The 24931-nt window shown below is 70.1% G+C and carries 19 protein-coding genes and 2 pseudogenes; 15 read left to right on the top strand and 6 right to left on the bottom strand.

Annotated features, from left to right (window positions below; translation table 11 throughout):
- Positions 1-99: 99 nt before the first annotated feature.
- Positions 100-1524, bottom strand: coding sequence for an MFS transporter (locus tag NBM05_RS01285; RefSeq protein WP_254164507.1), 1425 nt, complete (start codon positions 1522-1524; stop codon positions 100-102).
- A gap of 449 nt (positions 1525-1973) precedes the next feature.
- On the opposite strand from NBM05_RS01285, the gene NBM05_RS01280 reads away from it, so the two are divergent.
- The 10 genes and pseudogenes from NBM05_RS01280 to NBM05_RS01240 all read left to right on the top strand — a co-directional run bounded on the left by NBM05_RS01280 (position 1974) and on the right by NBM05_RS01240 (position 10054).
- Positions 1974-3362, top strand: a complete 1389-nt coding sequence (locus tag NBM05_RS01280; RefSeq protein ID WP_254164505.1) for an LLM class flavin-dependent oxidoreductase — start codon at positions 1974-1976, stop codon at positions 3360-3362.
- An 11-nt stretch (positions 3363-3373) separates the two neighbouring features.
- Positions 3374-3928 carry a flavin reductase family protein gene (locus NBM05_RS01275; RefSeq protein ID WP_254164503.1) on the top strand — a complete coding sequence of 185 codons (555 nt, stop codon included), beginning with the start codon at positions 3374-3376 and terminating at the stop codon, positions 3926-3928.
- On the top strand, positions 3925-4353 hold the full coding sequence (locus tag NBM05_RS01270) for an ester cyclase (RefSeq protein ID WP_254164501.1): 429 nt from the start codon (positions 3925-3927) through the stop codon (positions 4351-4353). Before NBM05_RS01275 ends, NBM05_RS01270 begins: the two co-directional genes overlap by 4 nt.
- A gap of 19 nt (positions 4354-4372) precedes the next feature.
- Positions 4373-5155, top strand: coding sequence for a 2-keto-4-pentenoate hydratase (locus tag NBM05_RS01265; RefSeq protein ID WP_254164499.1), 783 nt, complete (start codon positions 4373-4375; stop codon positions 5153-5155).
- A gap of 46 nt (positions 5156-5201) precedes the next feature.
- Positions 5202-5390, top strand: a pseudogene (locus tag NBM05_RS15765) (helix-turn-helix domain-containing protein); the annotation flags it as partial.
- Positions 5391-6005, top strand: coding sequence for an IclR family transcriptional regulator (locus NBM05_RS01260; RefSeq protein WP_254164497.1), 615 nt, complete (start codon positions 5391-5393; stop codon positions 6003-6005).
- A gap of 119 nt (positions 6006-6124) precedes the next feature.
- Positions 6125-7735 (top strand): aldehyde dehydrogenase (NADP(+)), encoded by a 1611-nt coding sequence (locus NBM05_RS01255; RefSeq protein WP_254164495.1) that lies wholly within the window; start codon positions 6125-6127, stop codon positions 7733-7735.
- Positions 7736-7924: 189 nt separating this feature from the next.
- A complete protein-coding gene (locus NBM05_RS01250) occupies positions 7925-9214 on the top strand; it encodes a flavin monoamine oxidase family protein (protein WP_254164493.1) in 1290 nt (429 codons plus the stop codon).
- A 142-nt stretch (positions 9215-9356) separates the two neighbouring features.
- A complete protein-coding gene (locus NBM05_RS01245) occupies positions 9357-9836 on the top strand; it encodes a riboflavin kinase (RefSeq protein ID WP_254164491.1) in 480 nt (159 codons plus the stop codon).
- Complete coding sequence (locus tag NBM05_RS01240) at positions 9833-10054, top strand: helix-turn-helix domain-containing protein (protein WP_254164489.1); 222 nt, start codon at positions 9833-9835, stop codon at positions 10052-10054. The genes NBM05_RS01245 and NBM05_RS01240 overlap by 4 nt, the downstream gene beginning before the upstream one ends.
- Positions 10055-10128: 74 nt before the next feature.
- Here NBM05_RS01240 and NBM05_RS01235 read toward each other — a convergent pair whose 3' ends face one another.
- Positions 10129-10917 (bottom strand): SDR family oxidoreductase, encoded by a 789-nt coding sequence (locus NBM05_RS01235; RefSeq protein ID WP_254164487.1) that lies wholly within the window; start codon positions 10915-10917, stop codon positions 10129-10131.
- Between the two features lie 379 nt (positions 10918-11296).
- On the opposite strand from NBM05_RS01235, the gene NBM05_RS01230 reads away from it, so the two are divergent.
- Positions 11297-11464, top strand: coding sequence for a hypothetical protein (locus NBM05_RS01230; RefSeq protein WP_254164485.1), 168 nt, complete (start codon positions 11297-11299; stop codon positions 11462-11464).
- A gap of 165 nt (positions 11465-11629) precedes the next feature.
- On the opposite strand, the gene NBM05_RS01225 is transcribed toward NBM05_RS01230, so the two are convergent.
- A complete protein-coding gene (locus tag NBM05_RS01225) occupies positions 11630-12757 on the bottom strand; it encodes a Fic family protein (protein WP_302183591.1) in 1128 nt (375 codons plus the stop codon).
- Positions 12758-13047: 290 nt separating this feature from the next.
- Positions 13048-14490 (bottom strand): GntR family transcriptional regulator, encoded by a 1443-nt coding sequence (locus NBM05_RS01220; RefSeq protein ID WP_254164483.1) that lies wholly within the window; start codon positions 14488-14490, stop codon positions 13048-13050.
- A 208-nt stretch (positions 14491-14698) separates the two neighbouring features.
- Here NBM05_RS01220 and NBM05_RS01215 point away from each other — a divergent pair.
- A pseudogene (locus NBM05_RS01215) lies at positions 14699-18381 on the top strand (proline dehydrogenase family protein).
- Positions 18382-18704: 323 nt separating this feature from the next.
- Here NBM05_RS01215 and NBM05_RS01205 read toward each other — a convergent pair.
- Together NBM05_RS01205 and NBM05_RS01200 are read right to left on the bottom strand one after the other, a co-directional pair.
- Positions 18705-19010: a hypothetical protein gene (locus tag NBM05_RS01205; RefSeq protein ID WP_254164477.1), complete on the bottom strand. Its 306-nt coding sequence runs from the start codon at positions 19008-19010 to the stop codon at positions 18705-18707.
- Complete coding sequence (locus NBM05_RS01200) at positions 19007-19882, bottom strand: hypothetical protein (protein ID WP_254164475.1); 876 nt, start codon at positions 19880-19882, stop codon at positions 19007-19009. Before NBM05_RS01200 ends, NBM05_RS01205 begins: the two co-directional genes overlap by 4 nt.
- A gap of 1131 nt (positions 19883-21013) precedes the next feature.
- Between NBM05_RS01200 and NBM05_RS01195 the strand changes: the two genes are divergently transcribed.
- The 3 genes from NBM05_RS01195 to NBM05_RS01185 all read left to right on the top strand — a co-directional run bounded on the left by NBM05_RS01195 (position 21014) and on the right by NBM05_RS01185 (position 24913).
- Positions 21014-21652 (top strand): hypothetical protein, encoded by a 639-nt coding sequence (locus tag NBM05_RS01195; RefSeq protein ID WP_254164473.1) that lies wholly within the window; start codon positions 21014-21016, stop codon positions 21650-21652.
- A gap of 400 nt (positions 21653-22052) precedes the next feature.
- Positions 22053-23063, top strand: a complete 1011-nt coding sequence (locus NBM05_RS01190) for an ABC transporter substrate-binding protein (protein ID WP_254164471.1) — start codon at positions 22053-22055, stop codon at positions 23061-23063.
- Positions 23060-24913, top strand: coding sequence for a siderophore-interacting protein (locus NBM05_RS01185; protein ID WP_254164469.1), 1854 nt, complete (start codon positions 23060-23062; stop codon positions 24911-24913). The genes NBM05_RS01190 and NBM05_RS01185 overlap by 4 nt, the downstream gene beginning before the upstream one ends.
- The last annotated feature ends 18 nt before the right edge of the window (positions 24914-24931 follow it).

The raw sequence follows: 24931 nt of genomic DNA, 5'->3' as shown, positions 1-24931 counted from the left end.
GCTCGGTGAACGAGCTCAGCTCTCGGCGGCCTGAGGTGTTCTTAGATCCGCCTCATGGTGCGGATCCAGGGCGATCGGGCGCGAGGGGCTCGCGTCACGTCACCGCTTGCCGTCGACCACGAAGATCGGCATGGTGCTCGTGTCGACCTTCTCGTCGTGGTGCTGTTCCCGGGCCAGGCGCTCCGCCTCTTCCCGGGTCTCCACCACCGGCACCGAGCCGAGCAGCGGCCGCCCAGCGCTCTCCTTCATGAAGAACAGCGCCACGATCGCCACCAGGGAGAAGAACATCACGTAGAACGCCGGGGCGTATGCGTTGCCTGTCAGGTTGAGCAGGAACTGGCTGAAGAACGGTGCGGTGCCGCCGAACGCGGACAGGGCCACATTGTGTGTGATGCCCATGCCGCCGTAGCGCGACGCGGTCGGGAACAGGGCCGGCAGCGCACTGGCTGTCAAGGCGAGGAAGCACGTGGCGGGGATGGCGATCATGAACATGGCCAGGTAGACCGACCACTCGGTGCCGATGTGGACCACCGCGAAGGCGGGGATCATGAGCAACAGCGAGGACGTGATTCCGATGCCGTAGACCGGCCGGCGCCCGATCTTGTCCGAGAGTCGCGCCATGAACGGGATTCCGACCGCTACCAAGATCAGGATCGGGACGGTGGCCACCGCTGCTCCCATGGTGGAGACCCCTACCTCGGTCTCGAGGTAGGCGGGCATGTAACTGGTGAGGATGTAGGAGATCGAGCTGTCCGCGGCGGTCAGGGAACCCCCGATCAGCACGGCCGGCCAGTAGTTCCTGAGGATCCCCAGGACCCCGTAGCGGCGGAACAGCGAGCCCTCGGGGTGCCTGATGTGATCCTCGAGTTCCTCTTCGAAGGCGGGCGTCTCGGGGGTCCGGGTGCGGAACCAGATCACCACCGCGCCCAGCGGGATCGCGATCAGGAACGGGATGCGCCAGCCGCCGTCGAGCATGGCGTTCTCGCCCCAGATGCTGGTGGTGACCGCGGTGGTGATGGCCACGGTGCCGGCGCCGGCGGCGAAGCCGATCATCGACTGGCTGTTGAGGAACGATGTGGAGAGCCCCCTCTTCTTGTCGGAGGAGAACTCGGAGACGTAGGTCGCGACGCCGGAGAACTCACCGCCGGTCGAGAAGCCCTGCACCATCTTCAGAAGGTACAGCGGGATCAGCGCCCACAGCCCGATCGTGTGCGAGGTGGGCAGCAGGCCGATGAGGGCCGTGGCGATCGCCATCATCGAGATGGTCAGGAAGAGGATCTTCTGACGGCCCACCTTGTCGCCCAGGGGACCGAGGATCATGCCGCCCAGCGGTCTGACGACGAACGAAACGGCGAAACCGGCCAAGGTGACCAGGAGTCCGACGCTCTCGTCCATGCCGTGGGTGAACACGGCGGTGATCGTGACGGCGAGGTAGCCGTAGATGCCGAAGTCGTACCACTCCATGAAGTTGCCGACGCCGGCGCCGATTTGTGCGCGCCGCATCTGCTTCTTGTTGACGATCACGCAATCGTCAGCCTCTAGGGGCCGCCCTTGAGGGTCGGAGGCGAGACCCGTACGCGTGTCTTTGTGCATGGTCGATCAGTCCTTCTGGATCATCCCTGGGACAGGGTGTGACCACCGGGGCCGATGACATCGATGGCATCGGCACATGAATCTACCCGTGTGACCACTGAATGAACGAAGCGTTTGTTGAGTGACTACAGAGTAGAGTGTCCTGCATCACGCGTCAACGACGCGGAACACCTCTTCCCGCAGTTCGCCCGTTCGGTGGCCGAGAGAGTGGGGTGGCGGTCCAGAGGGCTCGATGACCCGTTGAAACAGGGGCCCGTGGGCCCGTGTCCATCAGTGAGCGGTTTGATGACGAGCGTCCTTGACGGCCACTATGATCTGGATTACGGTCTACTCACTAGATAACTACCTTGATCGCTAGATGAACAGACAGGAGTGACATCATGACACAGCAGATGCGGGTCTTCGCCTTCGACTTCAACGGGCCCGCGCACCTCTCCGCCGGCCTGTGGAGGCACCCGGACGACCGCTCGGCGGAGTACACCTCGATCCGGTACTGGGTCGAGTACGCGCAGCTGCTCGAGCGGGCGTGCTTCGACGGGATCTTCTTCGCCGACAACGTCGGTTACCACGACGTCTACCGCGGCAGCGTGGCCGACGCACTCAAGGATGCCGCCCAGATCCCGGCCAACGACCCGGCCTACGCGATCCCCGCGATGGCCGCCGCGACCAGCCACCTCGGCTTCGGCGTCACCTCGTCCACGGCGTACGACCACCCCTACGCCACCGCGCGCAAGTTCGCGACGCTGGACCACCTGACCGGCGGCCGCATCGGCTGGAACGTCGTCACCTCCTACGCCGAGAGCGCCGCCAAGAACCTCGGCACCGGATCCCAGCTCGCCCACGATGACCGCTACGGCCGCGCCGCCGAGTTCATCGACGTCGCGCTCAAGCTCTGGGAGGGTTCCTGGGAGGACGACGCCGTCCGCCGCGACGCCGCTTCCTCGACCTACGTGGACCCTGAGAAGGTCCACGAGATCAACCATTCGGGAGAGCACTTCTCCGTGCCCGGCATCTTCCTCTGCGAGCCCTCGACGCAGCGAACCCCCGTGGTCTTCCAAGCCGGCGGGTCCAGCCGCGGCGTGGCCTTGGCCGCAGAGACCGCGGAGGCCGTGTTCATGAACGCCACCTCCAAGGCCGGCCTGAAGAAGCAGGTGGACAACCTGCGTCAGAAGACCGTCGAGGCCGGGCGGGATCCGGAGCACGTCGCCGTGCTGCAGATGATCACCGTCATCAGCGCCCCCACCGACGCCGAGGCGCAGAAGAAGTACGAGGAGTACCTCGAGCTCGTCTCCTACGATGGCGCGATGGCGCGCTACAGCGGCTGGGCCGGGCTGGACATGGACACCTTCGACCCCGACGTGCCGCTCAAGCACGTCAACACCAACGCCGGCCAGACGATGGTGGACATCTTCTCGAAGATGGACCCCACCAAGGAATGGACCCCGCGGGACATCGCCGAGTACATCGGCCTCGGGGGGACCGCACCGGTGATCGTGGGCGGTCCCGAGACCGTGGCGGACGAACTGCAGTCGTGGATGGACGAGACCGGGATCGACGGCTTCAACGTGGCCCACGCGGTCAAGTACCAGGACGTCAAGGACTTCGCCGACTACGTGGTCCCGGAGCTGCAGCGTCGCGGCCTGATGCGGACCGCCTACGAGGGCGAGACGCTCCGCGAGAACCTGTTCGGCGCGGGCAGCAAGCGCCTCCACCCGGACCACCCGGGCACCGCCCACGGCCGCCACCTCGTGGCCGCCGGAGACCAGTGAGGGAGAAGGACATGAACACCTCCATCAAGACTCCGCCCCAGGAGATCACCAAAGAGGACTACCGCAAGGTCTTCGGGACCCTGCCCACCGGCGTCACGGCCATCACCGGCCGCACGGAGGACGGGAAGCCCATGGGATTCGTCGTCGGGACCTTCGCGTCCCTGTCACTCGCGCCGCCGCTGGTGACGTTCTGCGTGGACAAGTCCTCCAGCACGTGGCCGACCCTGCGGTCCCTGAAGCGGTTCACCGCCAACATCCTGTCTACCGAGCAGGTGCCCGTGTGCCGGGCGCTGTCCCGCAAGGGCGTCGACAAGTTCCAGGGCGTCGACTACTCCGAGAGCGCGCTCGGCACGCCGAGGATCGACGGCTCGGTGGCCTACATCGACTGTGAGGTCCTCTCGGAGGTTGTCGCGGGGGATCACTACGTCATCGTCGGCTCCGTGCAGACCATGGAGGCCGCGCCGGGCAAGGCCCTGATGTTCCGCGGCGGAACCTTCGGCGAGTACGACGAGTGGCCGCCCCCGACCCCCGCCCCGGAGAAGCAGAACCAAGGAGGAGCGAAATGAGCCAGATGCTGGACCGCATCACCGACGCGTGGATCCGCGCGTGGGGACACGGCGAGACCACCGCGTTCGAGGAGCTGACCGCGGAGAGCTACCGCCGTCACTCCAAGACCGGGGACGAGGCTCTGGAGGAGGTGGTCCGCCAGATCAACGAGTCCTTCGGGGCCTTCACCAACTTCAACGTCGAGGTCATCCACGCCATCGAGGACGACGATCTGATCGCCATCCACTGGCGCAGCACCGGCAAGCACACGGGCGAGTTCATGGGGGTTCCCCCGACCGAGCAGACCGTCACCGTCACGGGGGCCTCGTTCCTGCAGCATCGCGACGGGAAGATCATCGAGGAGTCGGTGGTCTGGGACCCCCGCGAGATGCTCTCGGCCATGCAGATCTGGCACCTGGGGGACTTCCTCCGGGAGAACGCCTGAACCAAGGAGAGTCCATTTCATGAGCATCAACGTCGAGTCGGTCGCGCAGCGGCTGATCGAGGCCACCGACCAGAGGGCTCCTCTCGAGGAGATCTTCGGCACGGAGCCGTCCATGAGCGTCGCGGACTCCTTCCGCGTGCAGCAGGAGGTCGTCCGCCGCCGCGTGGCCGCGGGCGACCAGGTGGCCGGGTTCAAGCTCGGCAACATCGCCAAGGCCATGCAGAGCAAGTTCGGGGTGGACCAGCCCGACTACGGCTACCTCCTAGCCAGCCAGTTCGTGCCGGAGAACTTGGCCGTCTCCGCCCAGAGCTACATCCAACCCTTCGTGGAGTTGGAGCCGGCCTTCATCCTGAAGGGCGACCTGGGCGGCGAGCACACCACCGTCGCGGACGTCATCCGGGCCACCGACTACGTGGTCCCCTCGCTCGAGATCATCGACTCGCGGGTGAGGGACTGGAAGATCGGCATCTTCGACACCCTCGCCGACTCCGGGTCCAGCGGCGCGGTGATCCTCGGATCGCAGCCGCGGCGGCTCACCGAGGTGAACCTCGCGGACATGCCCGGGCACGTCGTCGTCGACGGCGAGGTGGCGGCCTCCGGCAACACCTCCGCGATCTATGGAAGCCCGCTCTCGGCCATCGTGTGGCTGTGCCGCCGGGTCGCCGAGTACGGCATCTCCTTCCGGGAGGGCGACGTCGTCATCCCCGGCAGCTGCCTCGAGGCCGTGAGCCTCACCCCGGGCACCTCGGTCACGGGGACGTTCGAGGGCTGGGGGGAGGTGAGCTTCGACTACACCCCGTAGCGGCTAGGCTGAAGGGACCGATCCGAAAGAAAGGTCCCTGAGCATCGTGACAGAAACAGGTCATCAGTCGACAGCGGCAACCAGCGGCAACCGGTCCGTCTCTCGGGCCGTGCAGGTGCTGAGAGCCGTCGCCGGCAGCCCCGTCCCGCTGAACGTGAGTGAGGTGTCGCGGGAGATCGGCCTCCCGCGGGCCACTACCTTCAGGCTCCTCCTCACGCTTGAGGAAGAGGGGTTCGTGGATCGGCAGGGCAACACCTACTCCCTGGGCTGGGACCTCGCCCGCATCGCGCGGGACGTGGATCCCACGATCGGATTGGCCAATCGGGCCAGGCCGTTCGTGGCCTCGCTCGCCGACCAGCTCGGGGAGACCGTCACGATGAGCCTGCGGCAGGGGCAGCACGACCTGGAGATCATCCTCCAGGAGTCCCCCCGGACCTTCGCGGTGACCGTTTCGGACCTGACCGGTCTGAAGTGGCCCCATCACGCGTCCGCCACGGGGAAGCTGCTGCTCGCCCAGCTCGAACCGCACCAGGTCAGGCAGATCACCGGCGACTCGCTGGAGGAGATGACGCCCCGCACCATCACCGATCACGAGACCCTCGCCCGCGAGATCGAGAAGATCAAGCGTCAAGGCTGGGCCGAGACCGACGAGGAGCTCGAGGACGACATCTACTCGGTGGCCGTCCCGATCACGAACAGCCTGGGGCACATGGTGGCCGCGCTGGCTCTGGTGGTTCCGAAGCACCGGATCACCGACGCCCGCACCCAGGAACAGAAACTCAACGTACTACTGAACGGCGCCGCTGTTCTGAGAGATCGGTTCTTCTCAGCGACGCCCGAGGAACGGTGATCCCCGTCCACGCCCGCTAGCCTGGGCGCCGGGTCCCACCCCTCGGCGTCGCCCCTTCCGGTCCTCACCGATCACGAGACACCCGTCTCGGGACGGCGGCACATCGAAGGGAGCTGAATATGGTGGAGACCTCGGTCAACACTCTGGACCCGCTGGTCAACGGCGGCGCACTCGCAGGCGAGGGCGGCACCGTCCGGGGCGTGGACCCGGCGCGCAACGCGGAGACCGGCCCCGAATACACGCTGCTCGCGGAGCAGCAGGTCGAACAGGCCACCCGAGCCGCCGCGGAGGCCTTCGAGAGCTACCGGCGGACGGACCCCGAGACTCGCGCCGCCTTCCTGCGGACCGCCGCCGACCGCCTCGAGGAGGCCGGCGAGGCCATCGTCGAGACGGTGCAGACGGAGACCGGTCTCCCCGAGGCGCGGGCGCGAGGCGAGCTCGCGCGCACCGTCGGCCAGCTGCGGCTCTTCGCCCGCGTCGCGGAGGCGGGGGACTACCTGGGGGTGCGCATCGAGCCGGCCCTGCCGGAGCGGAAGCCGCTGCCCCGTCCGGACCTGCGGCAGCGCAAGCTCCCGCTGGGCCCGGTCGCCGTCTTCGGCGCCTCGAACTTCCCGCTGGCCTTCTCGGTGGGCGGCGGGGACACCGCCTCGGCGCTGGCGGCCGGCTGCCCCGTGGTCTTCAAGGCCCACAACGCCCATCCGGGCACCGGCCAGCTCGTCGGCCAGGCGATCACCCAGGCGGTGCGCGAGCACGACCTGCACCCGGGCACGTTCTCGCTGCTCTACGGGCGCGGTTCCGGTGTGGGGCAGGCGCTCGTGGCGGACCCCCGGATCAAGGCCGTCGGCTTCACGGGCTCCCGCTCCGGTGGCACCGCGCTCATGGCCACGGCCGCGGCCCGCGAGGTGCCGATCCCGGTCTACGCCGAGATGAGCTCGATCAACCCGATCTTCCTCCTTCCTTCCGCACTGCGGCAGGACCGGCGTAAGCTCGCCGCCGACTTCGTCGCCTCGCTCAACGGATCCGCTGGCCAGCTGTGCACCGCGCCCGGCCTGCTCCTGGTCCCCGCGGGCGAGGACGGCGACGATCTCGTGCGGCAGGTCGTCGAGGAGCTGTCCTCGACGAGTGGCCTGACCATGCTCACCCGCGGCATCTGCTCGGCCCGCGTCGAGGGCGAGGAGCGGCTGCGGGGCGTCTCCGGCGTCGAGGCCGCGGCCCAGGGGAAGGCGGGCTCGACGGAGAACGCGCCCGCGCCGGCCGTCTACACCACCGACGTCGAGACCTTCCTGAGCACGCCCGAGCTCTCCGACGAGATCTTCGGGGCCGTCTGCCTGGTCATCCGGTACGACTCGGAGGCGCGCCTGCTCGACCTCATCGATGGGCTGGAGGGTCAGCTCACGGCAACCCTGCACCTGGACGCCGAGGACGGCGCCGACCGGGAGACGGCCGGCCGGATGCTCGAGAAGCTCGAGCTGACCGTGGGCCGTGTCCTGTTCAACGGGTGGCCGACCGGGGTCGACGTCGGGGACGCGATCGTCCACGGCGGGCCGTTCCCGGCGACCTCGGACGGGCGCTCCACCTCGGTGGGCACCCTGGCGATCGAGCGCTTCCTGCGCCCGGTAGCGTACCAGAACGTGCCCGAGGCGCTGCAGCCCGCCGCGCTTCGGGACGGCAACCCGTGGGGCCTGGTCCGCCGGGTCGACGGTCACTACGAGGTGCCCGAGGGCCGCTGACCGGACCCCATGGCCGCTGACCGGACCCCGGAACGTGGCCGCGAGGCCTCGGGCCGCGCCCGGCGGTGGGCCGCCGGAGCTGCCCGCAGGTCCTGGACTCCTGCGGCGGCGCCCCGACCGGGGCGTCGCCGCGACTCACCATAGGGAAGGGCACCGCCCTCCCACCCACCCAGAGAGGGGAGCAGACACATGGAAACCGCAGACGTCGTCATCGTCGGGGGAGGGATCGCCGGACTCGTCGCCGCGCGCGAGCTGGCCGAGGAGGGCCGTTCGATCGTGGTCCTCGAGGCCGGGGAGCGGCTCGGCGGCCGCACCTGGACCGACCGCCGCCTGGGCCGCGACCTGGAGATGGGCGGCACCTGGATGCACTGGACCCAGCCGCACTCCTGGGCCGAGGTCACCCGCTACGGCCTGGAGGTCACGCGCGGTCCCCGCGCCGAGGAGACCTACTGGCTCGCCGGCGACGAGGTCCGCCGGGGCAACCTGGAGGACTTCATGGGCCTCATCGACCCCGGGATGACCCGGCTGCTGGAGGAGACCCGCACCTGGATCCCGCGCCCGGACGACCCGCTCGCCGTCGAGGGCCTGGAGCGCGTGGACGAGCTGAACATCCAGCAGGCCCTCGACGCGCTGGACCTCTCGGAGGACGAGCGCAATGCCAACGAGGCGGCCTGGGTGGGGCACTTCAACGGCCCCCTCGACCAGTGCGGCTTCGTCAGCGCCCTGCGCTGGACCGCCGCCGCGGCCGGATCCTGGCACCTGATGCACGAGGCCTCGGCGATCTACCGCCTCAAGCACGGGACGGGCGGGCTGGTGGCCTCGATCGCCGAGGACTCCGGCGCGGACATCCGCACGTCGGCCCGCGTGAGCCGCATCGAGCACGACGACGACGGCGCGGTGCTCACCTACGGTGAAGGTCGGCAGATCCGGGCGGGGCACGTGATCGTCACGCTGCCGCAGAACGTGATCGGCCAGCTCCCCGTGGAGCCGCCGCTGGACGAGCGGAAGACCCTGCCCAGCGAGGAGAAGACCGGCTCGCAGGGCGTCAAGGCGTGGATCCGGGTCAAGGGACCGATCAAACCGTTCTTCGCCTACTCGAGCCAGCACCACCCGCTGTCCGTGGTGCGCACCGAGTACCTGGGGGAGGACGACGCCGTCCTCGTGGCCTTCGGCGCCGACGCCGGGCGGATCGACGTCAACGACGTCGAGCAGGTCACCGAGGCCCTGCGGACCTGGCGGGACGACCTCGAGGTGCTCGAGACCACCGGGCACGACTGGATGAGCGACGAGCTGGCCCAGGAGACCTGGCTGATCCAGCGCCCCGGGCAGTTCACCCGGTACCACGCGGCGCAGCAGCGGCCCGAGGGGCGCCTGCACTTCGCCAGCGGGGACCACGCGAACATCTGGGCCGGGTTCATCGACGGTGCCATCGAGAGCGGGATGCGCGCGGCGCGCGAGATCGCGGGCCCGGTCCGCTGACCGTTGGAGCACGATCCCTGGGACCCCACGGGGCGCCGCCGGTGAGCAGCCGGCGGCGCCCCGTGGGCTTCCGAGGACAGCCCACGGCTCGCCCCGAGCCGTGGGCGTTAGGTCCTCCGCACGAGAGAAGGAGACGAGAGCAATGATCACCATCACCGGAACGGTCGCCTCCGGCGACCAGCGCGGGCGCGTCCTGGGCTTCCCCACGGCCAACATCGCGCTCGAGGACCGGGAGGACCTCGACGGCGTCTGGGCCGGACTGGTCGAGCTCGAGGACGGTTCCGCGCAGCTCGCGGCGGTCTCCATCGGGCGCCGCCGCACGTTCTACGCCGAGGACAGCGAGCTCCTGCTCGAGGCGCACCTCATCGGCTTCTCGGGGGATCTCTACGGCCAGACCCTGCGGGTGACGCTGCGGGAGCGCCTGCGCGGGCAGGTCGAGTTCGCCAGCGTCCGGGAGCTCACGGACCAGATGCACCGCGACGTCTCCCGGGTGCTCCGCGCCCAGGCGCCCGGCGGCAGCACGCCAGGCGGGGAGGCGGCCGCGGGCGGAGGCGGGGACGCGAGGCGCGCCGGCGTCGAAGGCCCCTCTGCGCGCCGGCGCACCGCCGGAGCGGCACGATGAGCGCGCCGGCCCTCGAGCGTCAGCCGCAGGGCGCACCGCGCTGGGCCGTCCAGAGGGTCGTCTCCGTCGTGCGCTCGGACGAGCGGGGAGCGGCGGGCATGCCGGTCCCCGACGTCGCGCGCCGTGCGGGCATCAGCAAGAGCCTCGCGCGGCGGTGCCTGCGGCAGCTCGACCGCACCCGCCAGGCCGGCCCCCTCCGCGTCCCGGGGAGTGTCTGAGGCCCTGGCACGGGCCGCTCGGGGGCCGGTGTCGGCACCGGTGGTCGTACTGGTCTTCCGGCATACCGGGTGCCTCAGAAGGTGCCGGGGTAGGCCCCGCCGTCGATCAGCAGGTTCTGGCCCGTGACGTACCCGGCCTGGGCCGAGCAGAGGAACGCGCAGGCCGCGCCGAACTCCTCCGGGGTGCCGAACCGGCCGGCCGGGATCTCTTGCCTCGCCTCCCGGGCGAGCTCCTCGACGTCGCGCCCCGAGTCCCGGGATCCGGCCTCCAGGCTGTCGGTGAGACGCCGGGTGGCGAAGGATCCCGGGAGCAGGTTGTTGATCGTGACGTTCCGCGAGGCCAGCCGCGGCTGCCGCGCGATGCCGGCGACGAAGCCGGTGAGGCCGCTCCGGGCGCCGTTGGAGAGCCCCAGGGCGGCGATCGGCGCCTTGACGGAGGATGAGGTAATGTTCACGATCCGGCCGAAGCCGCGCTCGGCCATGCTGTCCACGGTCGCCTTGATGAGCTCGACCGGGGTGAGCATGTTCTGCCGCAGCGCCGAGGACCACGCCTCGGACCCCCAGTCGCGGAAGTCCCCCGCGGGCGGCCCGCCGGCGTTGTTGACCAGGATGTCGACCTGCGGGCACGCCTCGAGGAGCTCCCCCTGGACCTCGCCGGTGCCGATGTCGCCCGGCACGGTGCGGACCTCGACGCCGGGGGCGGACCGGCGCAGGGCCTCGGCCGCTGTCTCGAGGGCCTCCGGGGTCCGTGCGTTGATGACCAGGTTCACGCCCTGGGCGGCGAGGGCCTCGGCGCAGCCGTAGCCCAGGCCGCGGCTTGCGGCGCAGACGACGGCCCAGCGGCCGGCGATGTCGTAGTCCATGAGGGCTCTCCTTGACGGTGGGGGAGGTGAGTGACGATGGGCGATATCCATAGATGCGATTTACACGCGTGATCACTGGATGAAACAGATAGTCACTAGAAGATGACGCTACTTTCGCGTATTCAGGGCGTCAATGGTGACATCGTCACGGTGGAGGTTGAAAACGAGTGGCCGTATGAAGGGGAGGCCACTTCAAGAACTGATGCCAGAAGGGTTGACTAGTGATCTGGGACACCCTAGCGTAGTATTCACTAAGTAAACAAAGCGTTCACTCAGTAAACACAGCAAGGGTGAGGCAACGGATGCCGACGACGTCGTCCACTCACCGATCACCAACCGCGGGCCGCTCGTCCGTTCCCGCAAAACATCAGGAGGAACCATGTCCGTCATCGACTTGCTTGTCCCCGCTTCCCGCAAGGGCCGGTCCGCCGGCCGCGCCTCCACCGTCCTGTACGCCGAGCAGTCGGCCTACGGTCGGGTGCAGGCGCTGCCGTGGGAGGGTCTGAGCCCCTGCGCCGACCCCGTCCAAACCGGCCGGGGGCGCTGAGCGGCCCGCCCGACGTCGTCCGGGAGCCCGGGCGGGCCCGCCTCTCGCGCCCGCCCAGCCTCCCGGAGCCGGACGAAGGGGTGTGATGCCCCCTTCATCCCCGATCCCCCTGCGGGCCCTCCGATAGGCTCGCAGGGGGATCGTCTGCGTCGGGGTGCGGAATCCTCAGCCGGCGCTGCGGCGCCCGGCTCGTAGGGCGAATGCGTCGATCGCCGAGAGGACCGCGGGGGCGCGCCAGACCGTGGGCCCCCGGTGCTCTTTCTTGACGGCGAGCACTCCGGCCGTCTCCAGCTCCCGTAGATAGCGGTAGACGTTGGTCGCGGCGACCTCGAGTTCGCGGGCCGCCTGCTCGGCGGTGAAGGCGGGATGCTCGAGCGCGAAGCCCAGCAGGCGCTTCTTGACGCTCGTCCGCCGGGGTCGGACGGTCTCGGTCCACTCCTGGAGGATCGCGTCGAGATCGTCGAGCAGTTGCCGGCCGTTGGGCACCGCGCGCAGCGAGGCCGCCGCGAACTGCTCCACGATCGGCGAGACCTCGCCCTCGCGAAAGCTGGTGAGGGCGTCGTGGTAGGCGGGGACGTCCGTCAGGAGGCCGGCGGAGACGGGCACGGCGACGTTGGTGGTCAGTCCGCTGCGTCGCAGCATCGCCTGGGCCAGGGCCCGCCCGCTGCGCCCATTGCCGTCGGTGAACGGGTGGATGGTCTCGAACTGGGCGTGGGCGGTGGCCGTATGGGCGAGGGGTGTGACGTCGGTCCGCGCCGCGTAGCGTGCGAGGTCCTCCATCAGCTCGGGCACCAGCTCGAACCGGGGCGCCACGTAGCCGGCACCGACGGGGCTGATACGGCTGGCGCCGATCCAGACGGGCTGGGTGCGGTATTCCCCGGGCGTGTGCCGCTCCTGCCCCGCCATGAGGACGCCGTGCATCCTGCGCATCGACGACGTGCCGAGGTCGCCGGACAGTTCGAGGGCGGCGATCATGGCGCGGGTGTTGGCCACGATCTCCGCGGCGTTCCGCGCCGGCTTGCCACCGATCTCGGCCGTGAAGATCTGGCGGGCGGACGCCGTGAGGTCCTCGATCTGGGAGGAGGAGGCCGCCTCGGACCGGAGGAGGATGGGGGCGAAGGCCGCCAGGCGGTGCCCGGACTCCCTGTCGAATCGGGACAGCTCGTGCTCCGCCTCGCGGGCCAGGGCCGACGTCGCGTCGTCCACACGAGGCGTCAGCCCGGAGATCATCGGGGGGACGGCGGAGCGGTAGCGCGCTCCGCGATGGAAGTAGCGGGTCGCCTCGGGGCCCATGGACGCGTGATGCGACCCTTCCCAGAGTTGCTCCTCGTAGGAGAGGGCGGGCCATGCTCCGGGGACGGATGCCCGGGGGCTCGCCTCTCGGTCATGTGCCGGGGTGTCCGGGTGGTTCTCCTGCGGGCGGTCCATCGGTGCCCCCTCTTCTGATAATCTCACGGTCAATTATTATCAAGTAACGCTCTACTTGATAATAATCGATGGTTCCGTGATCGAGAGCGGTCTCTGAGGGGACCGCGCGGCTGCGCGCCTTCCAGCCACGCATCAGACCCGCCTGGAGCCCTCGTTCACGACCACGTCGTCAGCCGCCCCCACAGGTCCCGGTCGAAGGACGTGGGGGAGAGTGCCGTCATGTGGCGGACGGCGTTGTCCAGCTTCGCGCGCCACTGGGCCACGGCGTCGTCGGGCCGGTTCTCGAGCAGGGCGGACAGGATCCGCCGGTCGTCGGCCACGATGCGGTCCACGGCGGGGCTGTAGTCGAGCTGCAGCACCGAGATGAACATGCGCACGCGCAGCGTCAGGGCGTGGAAGGTCCGGGCCGACTGGCTCAGGCCGCTGGCGTCGGCGAGCTCCTGCTGAAAGTGCAGGTCGGCCTGGTCGACGTCGGCGCTGGTGCCCTCCGCGGCCGCCGCCTCCACCGCGCGCAGCGCCAGCCGCGAGGCGAGCAGCCGGTGCCGGGGCTGCGCGGCGCACCCCCGCAGCAGCACCGACCCCACGTGGAGGCGGGAGGCGTAGAGGTCGACGACGTCCTGGCCCGTCACCTCGGGCACCGCGAAGTGGCCGGCGTCGACGGCGAGGAGGCCGTCGTCGACCAGTCGCCGCATCGCCGCGCGCACCGTGGGCAGCGTGAGCCCCAACCGGGAGGCCAGGACCGCCGGGGAGAGCCGGTCTCCCGGGTGGAAGCCGGCGTTCATGATCTCCTTGCGCAGCGCGATCGCGATCTGCTCGGTGATCGACAGCTCGTCCTGCGGGAGCCACCGGGAGCCGCCCGAGCGGCCCCTCCGCGGGGCGGGGAACTCGGGGACCGTCATCGTCTTCGATTCAAAAGTCTCCTCGATTTCCTGCCACGCCCGCCCTGGCGCCGCCGCGTCCCGGCGGTGCCAGCGCACCCCCAGCAGCCCCCGCCCCACCCGCGCGGCGACCCGGCTCAGCAGATCCCCGGGGATCGAGTCGTCGGCCGGGGCGCACGCGTCCAGCGCGGCCGAGACCCGCGCCAGGAACTCCTCCCACGGCTGGGCCCACGGCTCCCAGACCAGGCGCAGCCGGCCCGCGGGCAGGGCGACCTCCTCGACGGGCGGGGCGGCCTCGCTCGGCCACTCCCGCGCCCCGGAGACCCGCAGCGCGGCCATGAGCGCCGCCGCCCGCCGGGCGAAGGACTGGGCCTGGCCCGCCGGCGCCTCCCCGCCCGGCTCGACGACGATGACGATCCGCGGGAACTCGACGCGGAACTCGACCAGCCGCATCGCGCGCGCCTCGCCGGGCGGCCCCTCCGCCCGGGAGGAGCCGCGGATCCGGGACACGGCCCGGCTCACGACCGGCTGGCTGAGCCCGGTCAGCAGCGCGATGCGGCGCGTCGACAAGTCCCGGGTGCCGACCCGCGGCCCGGCCGTGGCGAGGACGCTGGCCACGATCTCGTCCGCGGCCTCCTGGACGCGTGGCCGGCCGCGCCGAGGTGCGTCCGCGGATTCGCCGGACGGCGGCGGCCCGGCGGCGGGGGAGAGGGGCTCCATGATCTCATTCTGACTCAAAGCTGTCTCCGGGGCGAGCGAGCTCCTTTCCCAGGGGTTGAGGGAGATCACACACTGGCCCTAGAGCGCGACTCGACGACGCGTCGCCCTCGACCCTCCGCTCCCCGGCACCGCCGTCCGGCACCCGGCACCCAGCGCGGAGGCGACCCCCGGGAACCGCCCCGACCACATCCTGACGAAGGAGGAGCGCATGGACACCTCGACCCACCCCCGCCTCACGACCGCCCACGGGGTCCGCCTCGAGTCCGCCGCCGGGGAGGACCACGCCGTCGGCGACCTCTCCCGCCTGGCCGACGCCGCCGCGGCCAAGGTGACCCGCTGGCTCGAGCGCGGCGAGGGCCGGGCCAAGCCCAACCCCTCTGCCGAGCGCCTCTCCGCCGTGCTCTCCGACCCCCGCGGCCTGGACTTCACCGTCGGCTTCGTCGACCGCGTCATCCGCACCGAGGACTCGAGGGCCGCCGCCGAGGCGCTCGCCGAGCTCGGCGCGATCGCCCCCGCCACGCTCTCCGCGCTGGACCGCGCGCAGATCAAGGCCGGCTCCGCGCTCGCGAAGTACCTGCCGCAGGTGGTGGTCCCCGCGGCCCGCACCCGGATCCGCTCGATGGTCGGCCACATGATCGTCGACGCCCGCGACGAGCCGCTCGGCAAGGCCGTCGCGACCCTGACCGAGGACGGGCACCGCCTGAACATCAACCTCCTCGGCGAGGCCGTGCTGGGCGAGGAGGAGGCCGACCGCCACCTCGCCGAGACCCGCCGGCTGCTCGCCCGCGAGGACGTCGACTACGTCTCGATCAAGGTCTCCTCGATCGCCTCGCGGATCTCCATGTGGGGCTTCGACGAGACGGTCGACTACGTCGTCGAGCGCCTCACCCCGCTCTACCGGGAGGCCGCCGCGGCCCCGGCCGGCTCCAAGTTCATCAACCTGGACATGGAGGAGTACCGGGACCTGCGCCTGACCATCGAGGTCTTCACCCGGCTGCTCTCCCTCCCGGGGATCGAGGGCCTCGAGGCCGGCATCGTGCTGCAGGCCTACCTGCCCGACGCGCTGGGGGCGATGCAGGAGCTCTCCGCGTTCGCCGCCGAGCGGGTCCGCGCGGGCGGCGCCGGCATCAAGGTGCGCCTGGTCAAGGGCGCGAACCTCGCGATGGAGACCGTCCACGCCGAGGTCGCCGGCTGGCCCGTGGCCACCTGCGAGTCCAAGCAGGCCACCGACGCCAACTACAAGCGCGTGCTGCACTGGCTGTTCACCGCCGAGCGGATGGAGGGGCTGCGGATCGGCGTCGCCGGGCACAACCTCTTCGACATCGCCTTCGCCCACCTGCTCGGCGTCGAGCGCGGGGTCTCGCACCGGATCGAGTTCGAGATGCTGCAGGGCATGGCCAGCGAGCAGGCCGCGGCCGTGAGCGACGACGTCGGGCAGCTGCTGCTCTACGTCCCGGCCGTGCGGCCGCAGGAGTTCGACGTCGCGATCTCCTACCTCGTGCGCCGGCTCGAGGAGAACGCCGCGAGCGAGAACTTCATGTCCGGGATCTTCGACCTGAAGCCCGGCAACGAGATCTTCGCCCGCGAGGAGCGCCGCTTCCGCGCCTCCCTCGACGACCTCGCCGCGCTCCTCGCGGCGGAGGGCGAGACCGCGCCCGGGCCGCAGCACCGTCAGGACCGCTCCGCGGAGGCGCTGCCCGCTGCGTCGGCCGATGACGCTGCACCTGCCGACGACGCCGCTCCGGCCGCTCACGCCGCGCCGGCTGGCTCCGGCGCACCGGCCGCCACCGCGCCCGCCGGCGCCCCGGCCGCCGCCACCCTGCCCCCGTTCGTCAACGAGCCGGACACCGACCCCTCGCTGCGGGCCAACCAGCAGTGGGCGCGCGCCGCGATCCAGACTGCGGCGCGGGAGGGCTGGCTCGAGGAGCAGCTGGCGCCGGAGACGGTCGCCGCGGACGGCGTCGAGGACCTGATCGGCTCCGTCCGTCAGGCGGCGCTCGCCTGGGCCGCCCGCCCCGCCGCCGAGCGCGCCCGGATCCTGTACCGCACCGCCGACATCCTGGCCGCCCGCCGCGGCCACCTGGTCTCGATCGCGGCGGCCGAGGTCGGGAAGTCGGTCGAGCAGTCGGACCCGGAGGTCTCCGAGGCCATCGACTTCGCCCGGTACTACGCCCACTCGGCGCTCGAGCTGGAGGAGGTGGAGCACGCCGAGTTCACCCCCGACCGGGTGGTCCTGGTGACCCCGCCGTGGAACTTCCCGCTGGCGATCCCCGCGGGCTCGACCTTCGCCGCGCTCGCGGCCGGGGCCGGCGTCGTGCACAAGCCCTCCAAGCCGACCCCGCACTGCTCGATGGCGATCCTGGATGCGCTGTGGGAGGCCGGCGTCCCGCGCGAGGTGCTGCGCGGGGTCTACCCGGCCGACCGCGACGCCGGCCGCGCGCTGGTCAGCCACCCCGGCGTCGACCGCGTGATCCTGACCGGCGCCTCCGAGACCGCCTCGATGTTCGCCTCCTGGCGCCCCGAGCTGCGGATCGCGGCGGAGACCTCCGGCAAGAACGCCCTGGTGATCACCCCGGCCGCGGACCGCGACCTCGCGGTGGCCGACCTCGTCCACTCGGCCTTCGGCCACGCGGGTCAGAAGTGCTCGGCGGCCTCGCTGGGCGTCCTGGTCGGCAGCGTCTACGACTCGGAGCGGTTCCGCCGCCAGCTGGTCGACGCCGCGGCCTCGATGGTCGTGGACTGGCCCACCAACCTCTCCGCGACGATGGGTCCGCTGACCGAGCTGCCGAGCGAGAAGCTGCACCGGGCCCTGACGCAGCTCGAGGAGGGGGAGCGCTGGCTGCTCGAGCCGCGCCCGCTCGACGACTCGGGCCGGCTCTGGTCCCCCGGGATCAAGGACGGCGTGAAGCCCGGCTCCTTCTTCCACCTGACCGAGGTCTTCGGGCCGGTGCTCGGCCTGATGCGGGCGAAGGACCTGGACGAGGCGATCGAGCTGCAGAACGCGACCGACTTCGGCCTGACCGGCGGCATCCACAGCCTGGACCCCCGCGAGGTGCGCCGCTGGGCCGAGGAGGTCCAGGTCGGCAACGCCTACGTCAACCGCGGGATCACCGGCGCGATCGTGCAGCGCCAGTCCTTCGGCGGCTGGAAGCAGTCCTCGGTGGGCCTCGGCTCCAAGGCGGGCGGCCCCAACTACGTCATGATGATGGGCACGTGGAGCGACGCCGCCCGGGCCGGCGCGGGGCGCAGGAACTCCGGCGACTCGTCGATCGACGCGCTGATCCGGTGCGCCGAGGCCGAGGGGCTGCTCGACGCCGCGGGCGCGGACTGGCTGGCTACCGCGGTCGCCGACGACGCCGCGGCCTGGGCCACCGAGTTCGGCGCGGCCCGCGACCGCACCGGCCTGCACGCGGAGGCCAACATCTTCCGCTACCGGGCGGCTGACCTGGTGCTGCGCGTCGCGGCCGACGCCTCGGCCGCCGAGACGGCCCGCGCCCTCGTGGCGGCCCGGCGAGCGGGGCTGGCCTGAGGGTCGTGGCCGACCCGGGCGTCTCCGCCGAGGTCGCCGCGCTGCTGGCGTTCGCGCCCGCGCAGCTCGGGTTCGACGATGCCGCGTCGGCCGACGAGTCGTCGTTCGCCCGGCACCTGGCCGACGGCGCCTACGACGTCTCGGTGGGCGCCCGCGTGCGCGTGGTCGGCACGCTGGACCCGGCCACCCGGGAGCGGCTGGCCGCCCGGCCGGAGGTCGCGCTGCTGGACGACGCCGTGACCGCCTCGGGCCGCGTGGAGCTGCGGTACTGGCTCAAGGAGCAGGCGGTCTCGATCACCCTGCACCGCTTCGGTAACCCGTCCTCGGCGTTCCACGCGCTGGCGGAGGAGCTGAAGGGCTGAGGCCGGCGCACCGGTCGGCCGCCGTCCCCGCGACAGGGGCGGCGGCCGGCCCACTTGCCGGGTACTGCGTTTCGTCTCCAATCGTTATTGATACCTCTTGAACTTTCCCGTGAAGACAGCTTGGTCGGCGTACTCACCGCGCCTACTGCCTTCCCAGGGAGTATGGGTTTCCGTTCGTCACTGGAACCAGACCGCGCCGCGGTCCGCGCAGCTTTGGGCATCTGGCCCGGTGGCCTGCGCTTCCAGCTTCCCCATCGGGAAGCGGTTAAACAACTGCTTGCGAAAACCTGTTACCGATGGGGACTCGTCGGGCCCCACATGCCTCAACCGGCGGCGGGGGACTCTCTACGCTCGATTGCCTTCTCAAGCAATTGGCGAGATCGGTTCAGCTTCCAAAAACTCCAGGCTCCGGTCACCATGGTTTTTCCTTGATCCTCGAGCGGGGGGAGTCCCCGTGCGGCAAGTTCCCGCCTCACCTCATCTCGGTTTTGTCCTTTCATGGATTCGATGAGCTCACGGCTCTGTTGGAGGTTCGTTGAGTTTATCGAATGTTTTTCTAGCTCCTGATTGACGAATTCAAGTCTTGCCTTCAATTCGGGCAACGATTTACTCTTGAATTTTTTCATCATCGGCCCATCAAGCATCGGAGTGCGGCATACCCTCCGGCGGCAATGAGTGCCTGGGGAGTGCCGGTTTGCATAATTCGCGTGATGGTTGGACCATTGATTCCGATACCAATAAGGCATCTGACAACGGCCGGTGCCAGCCAGAAGGGGTCTGCAACGATCGGGTAGGCAACGTTTTCAGCCTTCTGGTGGTCGATGAATTGAACGAGCTGGTCGTCCTTGATTTCGAACCGAGTAGGGATGTCCCTGCCCGAAGCATCCTGTGCCCAAGGGGCGGCGATCGCCGTCTCGAGCGATCCATCCGGCCGGTTGATGTGGATGCTGCCGTCATCCTGCGGTTCGATGATGTGCTCAGGATTAAGGGTGAGGTCATACACGTAGCGGTCCGGGGCACTCTCGTCGATGAGTGTGATCAATTGCTGCACACCGGAGTCCGTGGGAATCAGCGAATGAATATGCGAACCCTGGGTGGGGTACGTAATGACACCGTCCGGTGATGCTACACCGCGGCTGGCATCGTGCGCTGCGGGGGAGGTGATCTCTAGGACTGACCCGCTCGAGTCCGTCATGCGGAGCGGTTGGTCTGAGAATCGAGGAAGCTCAATTCCGCCACCTGCTTCCGTCGTGAGGGAGGGCAGCGCCTCCGGGGGGCCGGGGTCGGGCGCGGGTGTCTTGATGAGGGTTTCGGAGCGCTCCTGTACGGCGGTGATGGACCGCTGCGCTGCCTGGACGGAATCGCTAGCATGCTCTGCATCTGGTGATGTCATGGCGCGAGCTGCAGTGGGGGAGAGTAGGGCGGCGAGCAGGGCCATCACCAGAAGGATGACCAAAGCTGTCGGTCTCATTCTGGTGGGGAATACGGAACTGAGGTACATTCTGATTCTCCTTCTTAGTTTTCCCTTGTCATTCGAGGGTGCCTCAACCTCGAGTAGAGATTCGTCGATTAAAGGACACCCTAGGACCGAGTGAAGCGCGACATCTTGGCGAGGTCAAGGGTGAAAACATCGATTAACCTTAAAGTGGCTCGGGGGGTCCTGATGCTTCCTGGCGTGACAGAGGAGCTCTCAGAGGGATATCCAATAGCGACCACGCTTGTGAGGTTAGGAATTCGACACCACGCGCATGGCATCCTCGGATTGACGATGGTTCTTCAAGACATCAGGAACGGGTGGTGTTTTGCATACTTTGGTAGATGCACATGGCTGAGATCAGACCCTTGAACAAGGGGCCGGTGATGCACTGGTCTCAATGCGGGGCGGCATGCGACTGTCGGAATGCTGTTCCAAGCGGCCACCGTCCGGCTCGCAATGCTGGGCGAGGTGGCGCAGCTGCTCCGCCTGAAGGATGGGCTAATTTCCGACGTCGAGGTTGGGTTCAAGGCTTGATGATGCGGTGGTCCTGAAGTGCGTCCTGGTCATCGACACAGTGGCGATCAGCCTGCGCTGTGCGATGCGTGTCTCGCCCCGCGGCGGATTGCCGGTTCCACGAAGTGGTTCGAGTAAATCATGGTTTGACTGGAGGCTTCTCGCGTCCGCAGATCTTTCCATCAGTGTCTCTACATGGGCGGTAATCGGCTACCTTGACGGCGGGGGCCTGACCATGCTCCCCGCCCAGGGCTGTCGGTGAGCTCATGGACTGGCATATGACCTGCTGGCGGCGGAGCGGGTGCGACTTGTCAATAAGGCATCGCTGAGTTCGGCTGCCATTATCCCGAAGTGGATGCTCCGGCCGCCGTGGTGATCGACGTCGGGATAGCGGCGCGGTAGGCGACGACGCGCACTGGCTGCTCGTGAAGGGGTGAGCCGGTGGCGCGGCCGGGTGTGGTCGGGGTGCGTCCGAGGAGTGCGGGGCACCCTCCCGGACGTGGGTGAGAGCGTCGGCCACCACGTGGGTCACGTGGTCGTCGGCGATCGAGTGGACGACCTGCCTGCTGTGCCGGCGTCAACCGCGGCATCACCGGTGCTATCGTCCAGCGCCAGTCCTTCGGCGGCTGGAAGCAGTCCTCGGTGGGGCTGGGTTCCAAGGCGGGCGGCCCCAACTACGTCATGATGAGGGGCTCCTGGCACGACGCCGCCCGGCCCGGCACCGAGCGCCGCCCCTCAGGCGACGCCGCGGCCTGGGCCACCGAGTTCGGCGCGGCCCGCGACCTCACCGGCTTGGACAGCGAGGCCAACATCTTCCGGTATCGCCCGGCGGAGCTGGTGCTGCGCGTGTCCGCCGACGCCGTCGCGGCCGAGGCGGTCCGTGCGCTGCTCGCCGCCCGGCGCGCCGGGGCCGGGGTGCGCATCGTGGCCGATCCTGACGTCGCCCCCGAGGTCTCCGCGCTGCTCGCGCCCGCTACCGGCCAGCTGGGCTTCGCGGCCCCCGAGACGCGCGAGGCCGTCGCCTTCGCAGCCCGGCTCGCCGACGGCGCCTACGACGTCTCGGTGGGCGCCCGCGTGCGGGTCATCGGCACGCTGGACCCGGTCCTCCGGGAGCGGCTGGCCGCCCGGCCGGAGGTCGCGCTGCTGGACGACGCCGTGACCGCCTCGGGCCGCGTGGAGCTGCGGTACTGGCTCAAGGAGCAGGCGGTCTCGATCACCCTGCACCGCTTCGGCAACCCGTCCTCGGCGTTCCACGCGCTGGCGGAGGAGCTGAAGGGCTGAGGCCGCGGGCCGGCCGTCGTCGTGAAGAGGGCGGCCGGCCCAGCCGGTGGCCCATATCGTCTCGCCGGGGCAGAGAGGCGCTCCCCAAGTGCCTGGGGCGCCGGGGCGGGGATGGCGGTCGGCTAGGGGCGAAGGCCGGACTGCCGGGTTGGCTGTGCCTGTTCCGCGGCCTTCGCCGCCCGAAGGCGGGTGAAGTCGATCCCGTGAACTGCCCCAGCCCCTTCTGCGCGCGCACCACGATCCCGGAACCCGCAATGGGAGGTCGCGTATCGCCCCGTCCTGGGGGAGACAGCTTAGGGAATGCTAACCTATCCTCGCGCGTTGTCATCGCGCGCCGAGATCACAGCGTCGCCCCCGTGAGAGCGTGGCCGGACGCCGGTTCACCTTTGAGGAATGAAATATGTCTAAATTCTCCACCCTGTCCAAGCTGACAGTGTCGCTGCTGGTCGCCTCCACGATCGGCCTGGCCGGATGTGCGCAGGGCTCCGACGAGGCCAGCTCCGACAGCAGCCAGTCCGCCGAGCAGTCGGCCGACCGCACGGTCTCCACCCCCAAGGGCGACGTGACGGTCCCGGGCGACCCGCAGAAGGTCGTCGTGCTGAACTACGCCCTGGCCGGTTACCTCTACGACCTGGACGTCCCCGTGACGAACGTGGTCCCCGAGGACGCGGACGGCGCGGGCGAGTTCTCCGACATGTGGGGCGACAAGCCCGAGGAGGACGGCACGGAGTTCCTGCCCTGGAGCACCGAGGGCTTCGACCTGGAGTCCATCATGGCCGCCGAGCCGGACCTGATCATCGCCGGCGGCTGGGGCTTCCCCTACTTCCAGGCCGACGAGATCTACGACGACCTCTCGGACATCGCCCCGACCGTGATGGTGGACAAGGGCTTCGAGACCTGGCAGGACCAGCTGAAGTTCCTGGCCGTGGATACCTTCGGCAAGCAGGACAAGTACGACGAGATGCTGAGCGACTACGACGCCCGCATCGAGGACGTGCGTGGCAGCATCGAGGTCCCCCCGCAGCCGACGTCGTTCATCTCCGTGGTGGCCGATGGCACCCCGTACCTCGCCTTTGACAACTCGGCTCTGCCGGAGCTCTTCTCCGACCTCGGCTTCGAGATCAACCCGCTCTCCGAGGAGAACAACCTCGAGCCCTACGCCCCGGGCGGGGACATGGCGGAGCTGTCCACCGAACAGCTCGGTCAGCTCGTAGACTCGGAAACGGTCTTCGTCAACGGGTTCAATGCCGACACGATCTCGGTCGATGAGCTGAAGGATCGTCCCGTGTGGCAGGACCTGCCCGCGTTCCAGAACGGCCACGCCTACGACCTGCCGTACTGGGCCTCCCGCCACGACTACGACGAGGCGATGGCCCTGCTCGACCAGGTGGAGGAGAACTTCGGCAAATGAGCCACCACCAGCTGATCATCCACCCGCTGATCCTGCGGACCGTCGAGGTGCTCGACGTCGAGGACGTGACCCCGCGCATGCGCCGGGTCCGCCTCGGCGGCGAGCAGCTGCTGGCGGGCTCGCGGGACGGCGCGGAGGCCCCCGCCTTCGCGGCGCCGGGATTCGACGACCACGTCAAGCTCATCTTCGCCGAGAGCGGTCCGGTGAGCGAGGTCCTCCCGCGCCAGCTGGAGAACGGGATCGAGTGGACGGACGCGCCCCTGCGCCTCACCCGGGACTACACCCCTCGGTGGGTGGATGCATCGGCCGGAGAACTCGCGCTCGACTTCGTGATGCACGGAGACGGGCCCGCGGTCGCCTGGGCGGGCTCGGCCCGCCCGGGCGACCAGCTGACCTTCGTGGGCCCCAAGGGCTCCACGGTCTTCCCCGACGGCGTGAGCGCCGTCGTCATGTTCGGGGACGAGACCGCCCTGCCGGCCATCGGCCGCTTCCTCGATGAGCGGCCGACGGCGGCGCCGGCGCACATCGTCGTCTCCCTCGACGACCCGCGGGGCCGCCAGGACCTGAACCTGGGCCCGCGCGACACGATCCACTGGCTCGAGGGAACGGGCGCCGACGGCGAGAAGATCCTCGCCGGGGTGCGCGCCCGCCTAGACGAGCTGGCCGGCGAGGAGAGCCTGGACCTCCTCCTCGGCGAGACCCCCTTCCTGTGGGCCGCGGGCGAGGCGAAGTCGCTGCTGCCGCTGCGCCGCTGGGGCTCCCGCGAGCTCGGCCTGCCCAAGAGCCGCACCAACATCACCGGGTACTGGCACCTGCCCAAAGACGAGGGCCGGGCCGGCGACGCCGGTGCCGCGCCCTCCCTGCCGGCCTCGCCGGTCGCCTGGTTCGCCCTGGCCGCCGCGGTCCAGACCGGGGCGCTGGAGCCCCTGACCGAGGCACCCGTGAGCACCGCGGGGATCGCCGGGGCCGCCGGCCTCGAGCCCGGGGGCCTCGAGGCGCTCCTGCACGTGCTGGACCAGCACGGCGTCGTGGAGCGCCGCGAGTCCGCAGGGCGGGCGGACTGGCGCCTGACCGAGCTCGGCCGGGAGCTGATGGAGGACGAGCACCTCCGCGAGGACTTCGAGCCCGCGGCCTTCGCTCCCATCGCCTCGCTGACCCGCCTGCCCGAGGCCCTGCGCGGATCCGGGGCCGGCTCGGCACCCGGCGTCGGCTCAAACCGCGCCGCCGGGAGCGCATCCGCCGAGACCCGCCCCTCCGCTGAGCCCCGGCCCTCCGCCTGGACCCTGCACCACGGCCGCACCTTCGCCCGCTCGGCCCAGGAGAACCCGGAGCTGCTGGAGGAGGTCGCCGAACACGCCGAGGCGCTCGACTACCTGCAGCACGCCGTCTTCGGTAGCCTGGACGCGCTCGGGGCCGAGCGCCTCGCGGTCACCGGCCCCGGCGCCCCCGGCCTGCACCGGCTGCTGGAGGAGCGCGAGGGCGCCCCCGCGGCCTGCCGCCTCGCGGAGTCCCCCTACGACGTGCCGCTCGAGGCCGACGGTAGCATCCCCGTCTCCGTCATGTGGCTGCACCTGCTCGACGACGACGCCGCCCTGGCCCACCTGCGCGCCCTTGGCGTCTCCGGGGACCGCGCCGTCGTCATCGACTCGCCCCGTCCCGACGAGCTGAGTCCCTCCGCCGCGGAGACCGCCCTGGTCTCCCTGGCGGTGACCGGCCGCGCCCACCGCACCGACCAGCAACTCGCGGAGCTCGCCCGCGCGGCCGGCTGGGACGGCGTCGAGATCGACCGCCTCGGCTGGGGATTCGTCTCCTGCCGGCTCTTTCGCAGCCCGGGGGCCCCGACCCGATGACCGCGAGCACGACGACGG

The sequence above is a fragment of the Rothia santali genome (genome assembly GCF_024199905.1).
GTDB classification, from domain to species: Bacteria; Actinomycetota; Actinomycetes; order Actinomycetales; family Micrococcaceae; genus Rothia; species Rothia santali.
The sequence above is the reverse complement of the archived record's forward strand: the minus strand, read 5'-3'. Positions and strand labels throughout refer to the sequence as shown.

Coding starts and splice junctions, on each gene's coding strand:
- NBM05_RS01280 (WP_254164505.1), top strand. CDS start 1,974: ATGACACAGCAGATGCGGGTCTTCGCCTTCGACTTCAACGGGCCCGCG.
- NBM05_RS01275 (WP_254164503.1), top strand. CDS start 3,374: ATGAACACCTCCATCAAGACTCCGCCCCAGGAGATCACCAAAGAGGAC.
- NBM05_RS01270 (WP_254164501.1), top strand. CDS start 3,925: ATGAGCCAGATGCTGGACCGCATCACCGACGCGTGGATCCGCGCGTGG.
- NBM05_RS01265 (WP_254164499.1), top strand. CDS start 4,373: ATGAGCATCAACGTCGAGTCGGTCGCGCAGCGGCTGATCGAGGCCACC.
- NBM05_RS01255 (WP_254164495.1), top strand. CDS start 6,125: ATGGTGGAGACCTCGGTCAACACTCTGGACCCGCTGGTCAACGGCGGC.
- NBM05_RS01250 (WP_254164493.1), top strand. CDS start 7,925: ATGGAAACCGCAGACGTCGTCATCGTCGGGGGAGGGATCGCCGGACTC.
- NBM05_RS01245 (WP_254164491.1), top strand. CDS start 9,357: ATGATCACCATCACCGGAACGGTCGCCTCCGGCGACCAGCGCGGGCGC.
- NBM05_RS01240 (WP_254164489.1), top strand. CDS start 9,833: ATGAGCGCGCCGGCCCTCGAGCGTCAGCCGCAGGGCGCACCGCGCTGG.
- NBM05_RS01235 (WP_254164487.1), bottom strand. CDS start 10,917: ATGGACTACGACATCGCCGGCCGCTGGGCCGTCGTCTGCGCCGCAAGC.
- NBM05_RS01230 (WP_254164485.1), top strand. CDS start 11,297: ATGTCCGTCATCGACTTGCTTGTCCCCGCTTCCCGCAAGGGCCGGTCC.
- NBM05_RS01225 (WP_302183591.1), bottom strand. CDS start 12,757: ATGGGCCCCGAGGCGACCCGCTACTTCCATCGCGGAGCGCGCTACCGC.
- NBM05_RS01220 (WP_254164483.1), bottom strand. CDS start 14,490: ATGGAGCCCCTCTCCCCCGCCGCCGGGCCGCCGCCGTCCGGCGAATCC.
- NBM05_RS01205 (WP_254164477.1), bottom strand. CDS start 19,010: ATGATGAAAAAATTCAAGAGTAAATCGTTGCCCGAATTGAAGGCAAGA.
- NBM05_RS01200 (WP_254164475.1), bottom strand. CDS start 19,882: ATGTACCTCAGTTCCGTATTCCCCACCAGAATGAGACCGACAGCTTTG.
- NBM05_RS01190 (WP_254164471.1), top strand. CDS start 22,053: ATGTCTAAATTCTCCACCCTGTCCAAGCTGACAGTGTCGCTGCTGGTC.
- NBM05_RS01185 (WP_254164469.1), top strand. CDS start 23,060: ATGAGCCACCACCAGCTGATCATCCACCCGCTGATCCTGCGGACCGTC.